The sequence below is a fragment of the Methyloceanibacter sp. genome, from assembly GCF_051306395.1.
GTDB lineage: Bacteria > Pseudomonadota > Alphaproteobacteria > Rhizobiales > Methyloligellaceae > Methyloceanibacter.
Genome location: NZ_JBPPND010000164.1, coordinates 1 through 9508, shown reverse-complemented (window position 1 = coordinate 9508; position 9508 = coordinate 1). Strand labels below are relative to the sequence as shown.

Sequence of the window (9508 nt, the reverse complement as noted above, 5' to 3'; positions counted from 1 at the left end):
GGCTTTGAAAGCGTCCGATTCCTTCACCCGGCTCCTTCCGAGCTTGGTATGCGTGTTTGCCTACGCGGTGTCCCTCCTGCTTCTCGCTCTCAGCCTGCGGACGATTCCCGTAGGCCTCGCCTATGCCATGTGGGCCGGCCTCGGCATTGTCCTGATTGCCGCGATCGGCTGGCTTTGGTTCAAGGAACCGCTGGACCTGCCGGCGTTCATTGGGCTGGCCCTTATCGTGAGCGGAGTCGTGGTGGTGAACGCCTTTTCGCGCGTCCTGCCACACTAGCCTAGCAAGGGAAATTAGCGGTCTCGCTTGACTTCCGGACCCCGCTCGCCGACATTCCGGCCGAATTCAAGGCAGCTCCGTAACAAGAGCCGCCGCCCTGCGTGGGGTCTTTACTTGGTTGCGCTCAAGTAGCGCGAAGCGCGGTAGCGCACCAAAAGAGACTAGCCAGGGGGGTCAACACCCGTCAGCGCGATGCGCCCACGGGTGCTTTTTTCGTTTGGGCAAACCCTCACCGCGAGGAGAGAGGCCAGTGATGACGATAACCCGCGCCTTGCGCCGCACCGGCATCCTTGCCGCGCTGGCGCTCGTCTGCCTGCCTTTGGCAACCACGGCCCAGCAGCGGCACGTCCCGGTGATCGCGGGCCAGAACCCCGGCTACGACGCTTGCGGTACGGTGGGCGTGGTGCGCGGCCTCAACCCGCAAGGCGGCGACGGCTTCCTCGCCGTCCGCGCCGGCCCCAGCTCGGACTACGCCATGCTCGACAAGGCCTATAACGGCGACCTGCTGAATATCTGCGATCAGAGCGGCAGCAACGGTAATTGGCTCGGCGTGGTCTATTCCCACGACGGCCAAGACTGCGGTGTCGGCACGCCCTGGCCGCGCGCGGCCGCCTATACCGGTCCCTGCTCCTCGGGCTGGGTCTATCGCAAATTCGTCGCGGACTACGCCGGCTGATGTTCGACACCCTTTCAGACCGCCTTTCCGGCATCCTCGACAAGCTCACGCGCCGCGGCGCGCTGAGCGAGGAGGACGTCGGCGAAGCCATGCGCGAGGTGCGCCGCGCCCTGATCGAGGCGGATGTCGCGGTCGACGTGGTGCGCTCCTTCACCGACCGGGTGAAGCAGAAGGCGGTCGGCCAGGATGTCGTGCGCTCGGTCACCCCGGGCCAGATGGTCATCAAGATCGTCAACGACGAGCTGGTGCGCATGCTGGGCTCCGACGCCCAAGGCATCGACCTCGCCGCAACCCCGCCCGTCACCATGATGCTGGTCGGCTTGCAAGGCTCCGGCAAGACCACCACCACGGCAAAACTCGCACACCGGCTGGAGACCCGCGATAAGCAGAAGGTCCTGATGGCCTCGCTCGACACGCGCCGTCCGGCCGCGCAAGAGCAGCTGCGCGTGCTCGGCGAGCAGGCGAACGTCGCCACGCTGCCCATCGTCGAAGGCCAAAGCCCGACCGAGATCGCAGCGCGCGCCATCAAGGCGGCGAAACTCGGCGGCTTCGACGTGCTGCTCCTGGATACCGCCGGCCGCACCCATATCGACGAAGAGCTGATGGCCGAGACCGCCGCCATCGAGAAGATCGCGCAACCGCATGAGACGCTGCTGGTCGCCGATGCGCTCACCGGCCAGGACGCCGTAAACCTCGCCAAGAATTTCGGCGAGCGCGTCGCCCTGACCGGCATCGTGCTGACCCGAGTCGACGGCGATGCGCGCGGCGGCGCGGCGCTGTCCATGCGCGCCGTCTCCGGCAAGCCCATCAAGCTGATCGGCGTCGGCGAGAAGCTCGACGCGCTCGAGGAGTTCCACCCCGACCGTATCGCGGGGCGCATTCTTGGCATGGGCGACGTGGTCGGCCTGGTCGAGAAGGCGATGGAGACCGTCGAGCTCGACAAGGCGCAAGCCATCGCCAAGAAGGTCAAGAAGGGCTCCTTCGACCTGGAAGACCTCGCCGAGCAGCTCAAGCAGATGCAGAAGCTCGGCGGCATGGGCGGCGTGCTCTCCATGCTGCCCGGCATCGGCAAGGTGAAGAAGCAGATCGACGCCGCCAATCTCGACGAGAGCGTCTTCAAGCGTCAGCAGGCGATCATCGGCTCGATGACCCGTGCCGAGCGCAAGACCCCGAAGCTGCTCAACGCCTCGCGCAAGAAGCGCGTGGCCGCGGGCTCCGGCACGTCCGTGCAGGACATCAACAAGCTGGTGAAGATGCACCGCCAGATGGCCGACATGATGAAGACCATGGGCAAGAAGCGCGGGGCGCTGTCGGGGCTATTCGGCGGCGGGGGGGTGCCCGAGATGCCCTCAGAACTGCCGCCCGGCACTGAGCTTCCCGCGAATTTCCCGGGCCTGCCGTCAGGCGGCTTTCCCGGAGGCTTTCCAGGGCTGCCGGGAAGCTTGCCGCCCGGCCTTCCCGGCCTGCCGCAGAAGCAAAAGAAGAAGCGTTGAACCCTTTGAATTTGATATCGAACGCCTAGGAGTAAGAAACCAATGTCACTGAAAATCAGACTGGCCCGTGCCGGCGCCAAGAAGCGCCCCTTCTACCGCATCGTTGTCGCCGACTCGCGCAGCCCGCGCGACGGCCGCTATATCGAGAAGATCGGCACGTTCAATCCGCTGCTGCCGCGGGATTCCGAAGAACGCGTCAACCTCGACACCGATCGCGCCAAGCATTGGCTGTCCCACGGCGCGCTGCCGACCGACCGCGTGCTGCGCTTTCTCGATGCCGAAGGCCTGATGAAGCGCGAGCCACGCAACAACCCGGAGAAGGCCAAGCCCGGACAGAAGCGCCTCGATCGCGAGGAAGAGAAGGTCAAGGCAGCCGAAGAGAAGGCCAAGGCCGCTGAAGAGGCCGAGAAGGCCGCCGCCGAAGCCGCTGCCGCGCCCGCCGAGGAGCCTGCTGCCGAGGAGCCTGCCGCCGAGGAAGCGCCTGCCGAGGACGCTCCGGCTGAGGAAACACCCGCCGAAGCGCCGGCCGAGGAAGCCGCTGCCGAGGGCGAGGCCGAAAAGGCCGAGTAGCCTTGGGCCAAGCACCCTTGGACCAAGACGCGGACCGGCTATTGGTTGGCGAGATCGGCGCGGCGCAAGGGTTGAAGGGCGAGGTTCGCCTTCGCTCCTACACCCAGGACCCGGCCGAGATCGCCGCCTATGGCCCGCTGCAAGACGAGGCGGGCGCGACGCTGATCGAGATCGAGCATGTCCGCGTCACCCCGAAAGCGGTCATCGCCCGTATCAAAGGTGTGAGTACCCGTGAGGGGGCGGAGGCGCTAAACGGTACGAAGCTCTACCTTCCGCGCGCGTCGCTGCCCGAGCGCGAGGAGGGCGAATGGTACGTGGCCGATCTCATCGGCCTCGATGCGGTGGACCCGAGCGGCGCCCCGCTTGGCACCGTGGTCGGGGTGCATAATTTCGGCGCGAGCGACCTTGTTGAGGTCGCGCCGGCAAATGGAGGAGAGACCCTCCTCGTGCCCTTTACCGAAGCGTCGGTACCCGAGGTGGACATCGAGAATGGGCGGTTGGTGCTGGTGCCGCCCGAGGAACTAGAAGAAGACTGACGTCATCCAGCGGGGGCGCATGACGCCATAGAGAACCGCCATGACCATCCGCTTTTTCTCAAAGTCCGGCCGCAGCCTTTTCGCGCCGCTGCCCGCCTGGCTTGTCCCGCTCTCGCGCCTCGCGGAGGCCGGCACGCATGACTACCCGCGCGCGACGCGGCGCCGGCTCAAGATCGTCAACGTCATGGCCTTCATGATCGCGATCTTCTCGGTGATCTATGCAGGCGTGTTCGCCGCCTTCGGGGTCGAGGATTATTGGCCGCTGATCGTGCTGAACTTGGCCCTCGTGGTCGTCGCGCTGCTTGCGCCGCTCGCCCATCGCCTCAATGACGTCGCCGCGGCGCTCCTGATCTGTGCTGCGGAGTTCGCAGCGCTGTTCTTCTTCGTGCGTGAGCTTGGGCGCGACTCCGGCATCCAGCTCAACTTCATCATCGCCGCGGCGGTTGCCTTCGCCATCTACGACCGCACTCGCATCGGCCTCAGCGTCGCGGTGATCGCCACCGCGCTGGGTTTGCATCTGGCGGCCTGGTTCCTTTACCCGCCGGAGAACGCCCGCGTCGCCGCTGACCCGTTCCTGCTGCACAATCTCTATGTCTCATCCGCGGCGACGACGTTCTGCCTCATCGCGCTGATCGTCGGCTACGCCTTCGCCTTGGCCGACCGCGCCCGCGCCGAGGCGGACGCGCTGCTCGCCAACATTCTGCCCGAGGCGATCGCCGAGCGGCTCAAGGCTCGTCCCGGCGAGCGCGTCGCCGACGCAGTACCGCAAGCCTCCGTGCTGTTCTCGGATCTCGTTGGCTTCACCGAGCTGGCGCAAGAGCTCGGCGCCGCACGCACGGTCGACATCCTCGATCAGGTTGTCACCGAGTTCGACCGCCTCGCCGCCACGCACGGCGTGGAGAAAATCAAGACCATCGGCGACGGCTACATGGCCGTGGCGGGAGTCAGCCAACCACAAGCCGACCACGCAGTGCGGCTCGCGCGCATGGCGCTGTGTCTGCCGGAGTTGGTGGCGCGGCTCTCTGAGACGCACGGCGTGGATTTGCGCGTGCGGATCGGCATCGCCGGCGGCCCTGTCATGGCCGGCGTCATCGGCGCCGACAAGTTCTCCTACGATGTCTGGGGCGAGACGGTGAACCTGGCCTCGCGGCTGGAGTCTCATGGCATTCCCGGCGAGATCCAGGTGTCGGCGGAGGTGCGCGAGGCGCTTCAGGACGGATTTGTCTTTGAGCCGCGCGGCCCCATCGACGTCAAAGGCGTCGGCCTCCTGGAAACCTGGCTCTTGAAAGAAGAGCGCGGAACAGGCCAAGGAGTGGCCGCATGACCTGGCGTGCCACCGTTCTCACCCTCTTCCCGGAGATGTTTCCGGGTGCGCTCGGCTTGAGCCTCGCGGGCAAGGCGCTCAACGACGGCAAATGGGCGCTCGACACGGTCGACATCCGCAATTTCGCCACCGACAAGCACCGCTCCGTGGACGACACGCCGGCCGGCGGCGGCGCCGGCATGGTCATGCGCGCCGACATTGCGGCGTCGGCCATCGACGCGGCCCGCGCCAATGCCGAGCCCGGTACGCCGGCACTCTATCTGTCTCCGCGCGGCACGCCCCTCACCCAAGCCCGCGCGCATAGGCTGGCCCAAGGTCCCGGCGTGCTGCTGCTTTGCGGCCGCTTCGAGGGCATCGACCAGCGCGTCCTTGAGGCGCGGGAGATCGAGGAGTTCTCCATCGGCGACTACGTGCTCTCCGGCGGAGAGTTGGCCGCCCAAGTCCTGATCGATGCCTGCGTGCGGCTGCTGCCGGGCGTTGCCGGCAACCACGGCTCGCTGGCCGAGGAGAGCTTCGCCTCCGGTCTCCTGGAATACCCGCATTACACGAAGCCCCGGGACTGGGAAGGCCGGCCCATTCCCGAGGTGCTGCTGTCCGGCGACCACCAGAAGATCGCTGAATGGCGCCGCCAGCAGGCGGAAGCCCTCACCAAGTCCCGGCGCCCCGACCTTTGGGAAAAGCGCGGAAAATCCAAATCTTGATCGAGGTCAGTGCCGCTTAGGCTCCCGCGCCCTATGGAAGGCCCAAAGGAGACTGGGCATGAAAGCTTTGGTGCTGGCCGGGATCGTCACCTTTGGCCTGTCGGGAGCCGCGGAAGCGCAAGAGGCCGACGTCGCGGCGGGCAAGGCATACGCCGAGGAGATCTGCGCGGCCTGCCATGCCGTTCAGGCGGGCGACCTGGAATCCCCGCTGTACGAGGCGCTCCCGTTCCAAGAAGTGGCCGACACCCCGGGAATGACCGAACTCGCCTTGACCGTCTGGCTCCAGAGCTCCCACCCGACCATGCCCAACATTGTCCTCGAGCAGGACGACATGCGGAACGTCGTGGCCTATATCCGCAGCCTCAAGGGCAAAGGCTGATCGCGGGCGGTCAGCGGGCCCAAAATCCATCGACAAGGGCGGAAACCTGGGCTAGGAAACCCCGCTGGTTGTGGGATTTACGCCCACGCCCCGCATCTTCTGGATCAATCAAAAAGAATGGCGTTCGCCGAAAAGGCCAAACGGCCAGGCAGGCGCCCGTGAAAGGCTTAACTGATGGATATTATCGCCCAGCTCGAAAAAGAGCAGGTCGCCGACCGTCTCAAGAAGCGCAGTGTGCCCGAGTTCGGCCCCGGCGACACCGTCCGTGTCAACGTCCGAGTGGTGGAAGGCGAGCGCTCCCGCGTGCAGGCTTATGAAGGCGTGTGCATCGGCCGCGCCGGCGGCGGCATCCACGAGAACTTCACCGTCCGCAAGATTTCCTACGGCGAGGGCGTGGAGCGTGTGTTCCCCATTCATTCGCCGCTGATCGACTCCATCGAGGTGGTGCGTCACGGCCGCGTGCGCCGCGCCAAGCTCTATTACCTGCGTGGCCGCCGCGGTAAGGCCGCCCGCATTCCCGAGCGCCAGGACTCGCGCGGCAAGAAGCAGAAGGGCCAGGCCTTCAAGGGCTTCAACAAGCCCAAAGGCGCGCCCGACGATCTCAAGCTGATCGAAGGCGTCACGCCGGACCTCGAGAAGAAGCTGAACAAGCTCGGCATTATCAAATTCGAGCAGATCGCTAATCTAAGCGACGACGAGATCGCCCAGATCGATGACCTGCTGTCGCTCGGCAACCAGATCGAGACCAACGATTGGACGGGCAAGGCCGTGGCGCTAATGGCCGAGACCACGGCCGACGAGGTCCCCGCCGAAGCGGAGGCCGAAGCCGCACCGGCAGATGGCGAGGCGGAGGAGAAGAAGGGCTAGGTCCTTCCTAACGGTCCTCTACGATTTCTTTGCCGTAGGTCTCTAGCGTGAGGCGGCGCCTGCCCATTGGCAAGCCGCCCTCTAATCGCTATCTGAGCCCTAGAGACACCAGAAACGACCGAAACCCGATCGAAAATGGCGAAGCCCCGCACCCTGTACGACAAGATTTGGGACGAACACCTGGTCCATGAGGCGCCGGACGGCACCTGCCTCATTTATATCGACCGGCATCTCGTCCACGAGGTGACGAGCCCGCAGGCCTTCGAGGGCCTGCGCATGGCCGGCCGCAAGGTCCGCGCGCCCGAGAAGACGCTCGCCGTGGTCGATCACAACGTGCCGACCACCGACCGCTCCTTGGGCATCGACGATCCGGAGTCGAAGATTCAGATCGACGCGCTGGCCAAGAACGCCGCGGATTTCGGCATCGAGTACTATCACGAGCGCGACAAGCGCCAGGGCATCGTCCACGTGGTCGGCCCCGAGCAGGGCTTCACGCTGCCCGGCACCACCATCGTCTGCGGCGACAGCCACACCTCGACCCATGGCGCCTTCGGCGCACTGGCCCACGGCATCGGCACCTCCGAGGTCGAGCACGTGCTCGCCACCCAGACGCTGATCCAGCAGAAGGCCAAGAACATGCGCGTGCGCGTCGAGGGCAAGTTGCCCGAGAACGTCACCGCCAAAGACATCATCCTGTCCATCATCGGCGAGATCGGCACCGCCGGCGGCACGGGCCACGTCATCGAATATGCGGGCGAGGCGATCGAGGCGCTCTCCGTGGAAGGGCGCATGACGATCTGCAACATGTCGATCGAGGGCGGCGCCCGCGCCGGCCTGATCGCGCCCGACCAAACGACCTTCGACTATATCAAGGGCCGCCCGCGCGCGCCCAAGGCCGGCGCCTTCGAGATGGCGCAGCGTCATTGGGAAACGCTCTACTCCGATCCCGACGCGATGTTCGACCGCGAGATCGTGCTGCACGCCGAGCAGCTGCCGCCCATCGTCTCCTGGGGCACCAGCCCCGAGCAGGTGGTGTCGGTCGCGGGCCGCGTGCCCGTCCCGTCCGAGATCGCCGACGAGTCGAAGCGCACCGCCGCGATCCGCGCGCTGGACTATATGGGCCTCAAGGGCGGCGAGAAGATCACCGACATCGCGCTCGACCGCATCTTTATCGGCTCCTGTACCAATGGCCGCATCGAGGATCTGCGCGCCGTCGCCAAGATCGTCGAGGGCAAGCGCGTGAGCGAGAGCCTTTCCGCCATGATCGTGCCGGGCTCCGGCCTGGTGAAGGCGCAAGCCGAGGAAGAGGGTCTAGACAAGATCTTCTTGGAAGCCGGCTTCGAATGGCGCGAGCCGGGCTGCTCCATGTGCCTTGCCATGAACCCCGACAAGCTGGCGCCCGGCGAGCGTTGCGCCTCGACTTCGAACCGCAATTTCGAGGGGCGTCAGGGCAGGCTCGGGCGCACCCATCTGGTGTCGCCGCAAATGGCCGCCGCCGCCGCCATCGCCGGCCGCTTCGTCGACATCCGCGAGATGCATTAGAGTTATTGCTGTTATGCCCGCAGGCGGGCATCCAGTAACCCCTGCCTGCTGCACCGGCTACCGGATTGCCTGGCTGTCAGACCCCTCCCGACGCACCTCCGAAGGCGTGGCCCCATAGCGGCGGCGGAAGGCATGGTTGAAATGCGACAGGTCGCCGAAGCCGCTGGCATAGGCGATAGCGCCAATCGACTGCTGGGCGTGGCGCGGGTCCAGGAGCATACGGCGCGCGCAGGCAAGACGCTCGGCAAGCACGAATCGGGAGAAAGTGGTGCCCTCACGGTCGAACAGCATATGGACATAGCGCGGGGTCACGCGTTGGCGGCGCGCCACCGCCGCGACCGAGAGATCGTGCGCGGTGAGATTAGATGCAACGTCGGCTTTGACCGCCTTGAGTCTTGCGGCGCGTATGCCTCGGCCGTTGGCGCCCGCGGCGGCATCGCCCGTGGCGCCAAGCGCCATGGCCATGAGATCGTGGACGTGGCTGACAGCGAGACGGCAGAGCGCTGAGTCGGTGATGCTGAAATTCTCTCGCCACCCCGTGAGATAGAGTCTCAGAAGCCGTAACGCCTCATTCGTGGATGGAACAAGGCGAGTCGCGGCCTCTTCCAAATCCGGTACGAGCGGCGCGAGCGCCGATCGCTGCACCATCACGGCAATGTCGTTGAGTTCCCGAAATTGAATGCCGCCGGGTTCGCTATGGAGAATGCCGACGCCGTCGCCTGGTTTGGCGTCAAGCTCCCGGCCGCGTTGGGAACAGTTGACCGCTCCCGCAAGCGGGATGATGAACGCGAAGGCATCGTCACCGTCCTTCACAAGTTCGGCGGTCCGGCTCCAGCGCGCTGGCATTGTCGAGAGGCACCAGCCGACGCTCAAGCCAGGCAGGGCAAGAAGAGTGGCCTCGACATCCAACGGGCCATCCGACAAAGGCTCGAACTCGAGATGGCACATCTGCCGCGCGAAAACTTCTCGCCAGAAGGGCGAGCGGTCCGATTCAGGAATGTCGCGCGTCGAGACGCGCAGGAGCACGGGATCCGGTGACAGCACGGCCATCGGGCGACGTCCTAAGCCTCAAACCTTTGACTTTTCCCGCCTATTAGTACTGCCTCCGGCTGTAGCCGGGAAGCGGGAGATTTCACTCCCAGC

11 protein-coding genes are annotated in these 9508 nt (G+C 65.7%); 10 read left to right on the top strand and 1 reads right to left on the bottom strand.

Annotation, left to right across the window (positions count from 1 at the left end; translation table 11 throughout):
- From ACSLE4_RS08390 to leuC, 10 genes are all read left to right on the top strand, one after another.
- The coding region (locus ACSLE4_RS08390) for a DMT family transporter (protein WP_435904011.1) at positions 1 to 277 on the top strand (277 nt) is incomplete at its 5' end.
- A gap of 253 nt (positions 278 to 530) precedes the next feature.
- Positions 531 to 953, top strand: a complete 423-nt coding sequence (locus ACSLE4_RS08385; protein WP_435904010.1) for an integron — start codon at positions 531 to 533, stop codon at positions 951 to 953.
- On the top strand, positions 953 to 2446 hold the full coding sequence (gene ffh, locus ACSLE4_RS08380; RefSeq protein ID WP_435904009.1) for a signal recognition particle protein: 1494 nt from the start codon (positions 953 to 955) through the stop codon (positions 2444 to 2446). Before ACSLE4_RS08385 ends, ffh begins: the two co-directional genes overlap by 1 nt.
- 42 nt (positions 2447 to 2488) lie before the next feature.
- Positions 2489 to 3016, top strand: a complete 528-nt coding sequence (gene rpsP / locus ACSLE4_RS08375) for a 30S ribosomal protein S16 (RefSeq protein ID WP_435904008.1) — start codon at positions 2489 to 2491, stop codon at positions 3014 to 3016.
- Between the two features lie 2 nt (positions 3017 to 3018).
- On the top strand, positions 3019 to 3552 hold the full coding sequence (rimM, locus tag ACSLE4_RS08370; RefSeq protein ID WP_435904007.1) for a ribosome maturation factor RimM: 534 nt from the start codon (positions 3019 to 3021) through the stop codon (positions 3550 to 3552).
- Between the two features lie 40 nt (positions 3553 to 3592).
- The gene (locus tag ACSLE4_RS08365; protein WP_435904006.1) at positions 3593 to 4876 is read left to right on the top strand and encodes an adenylate/guanylate cyclase domain-containing protein; all 1284 of its coding nucleotides are present in this window, start codon (positions 3593 to 3595) and stop codon (positions 4874 to 4876) included.
- Positions 4873 to 5577 carry a tRNA (guanosine(37)-N1)-methyltransferase TrmD gene (gene trmD / locus ACSLE4_RS08360; protein WP_435904005.1) on the top strand — a complete coding sequence of 235 codons (705 nt, stop codon included), beginning with the start codon at positions 4873 to 4875 and terminating at the stop codon, positions 5575 to 5577. The genes ACSLE4_RS08365 and trmD overlap by 4 nt, the downstream gene beginning before the upstream one ends.
- Positions 5578 to 5635: 58 nt before the next feature.
- Positions 5636 to 5956 (top strand): c-type cytochrome, encoded by a 321-nt coding sequence (locus ACSLE4_RS08355; protein WP_435904004.1) that lies wholly within the window; start codon positions 5636 to 5638, stop codon positions 5954 to 5956.
- 174 nt (positions 5957 to 6130) lie between these two features.
- On the top strand, positions 6131 to 6823 hold the full coding sequence (gene rplS / locus ACSLE4_RS08350) for a 50S ribosomal protein L19 (RefSeq protein WP_435904003.1): 693 nt from the start codon (positions 6131 to 6133) through the stop codon (positions 6821 to 6823).
- 135 nt (positions 6824 to 6958) lie between these two features.
- The gene (gene leuC / locus ACSLE4_RS08345) at positions 6959 to 8365 is read left to right on the top strand and encodes a 3-isopropylmalate dehydratase large subunit (RefSeq protein WP_435904002.1); all 1407 of its coding nucleotides are present in this window, start codon (positions 6959 to 6961) and stop codon (positions 8363 to 8365) included.
- A 57-nt stretch (positions 8366 to 8422) separates the two neighbouring features.
- On the opposite strand, the gene ACSLE4_RS08340 is transcribed toward leuC, so the two are convergent.
- Positions 8423 to 9415: an AraC family transcriptional regulator gene (locus ACSLE4_RS08340; protein WP_435904001.1), complete on the bottom strand. Its 993-nt coding sequence runs from the start codon at positions 9413 to 9415 to the stop codon at positions 8423 to 8425.
- Positions 9416 to 9508 lie beyond the last annotated feature (93 nt).

Coding starts and splice junctions, on each gene's coding strand:
- ACSLE4_RS08385 (WP_435904010.1), top strand. CDS start 531: ATGACGATAACCCGCGCCTTGCGCCGCACCGGCATCCTTGCCGCGCTG.
- ffh (WP_435904009.1), top strand. CDS start 953: ATGTTCGACACCCTTTCAGACCGCCTTTCCGGCATCCTCGACAAGCTC.
- rpsP (WP_435904008.1), top strand. CDS start 2,489: ATGTCACTGAAAATCAGACTGGCCCGTGCCGGCGCCAAGAAGCGCCCC.
- ACSLE4_RS08365 (WP_435904006.1), top strand. CDS start 3,593: ATGACCATCCGCTTTTTCTCAAAGTCCGGCCGCAGCCTTTTCGCGCCG.
- trmD (WP_435904005.1), top strand. CDS start 4,873: ATGACCTGGCGTGCCACCGTTCTCACCCTCTTCCCGGAGATGTTTCCG.
- ACSLE4_RS08355 (WP_435904004.1), top strand. CDS start 5,636: ATGAAAGCTTTGGTGCTGGCCGGGATCGTCACCTTTGGCCTGTCGGGA.
- rplS (WP_435904003.1), top strand. CDS start 6,131: ATGGATATTATCGCCCAGCTCGAAAAAGAGCAGGTCGCCGACCGTCTC.
- leuC (WP_435904002.1), top strand. CDS start 6,959: ATGGCGAAGCCCCGCACCCTGTACGACAAGATTTGGGACGAACACCTG.
- ACSLE4_RS08340 (WP_435904001.1), bottom strand. CDS start 9,415: ATGGCCGTGCTGTCACCGGATCCCGTGCTCCTGCGCGTCTCGACGCGC.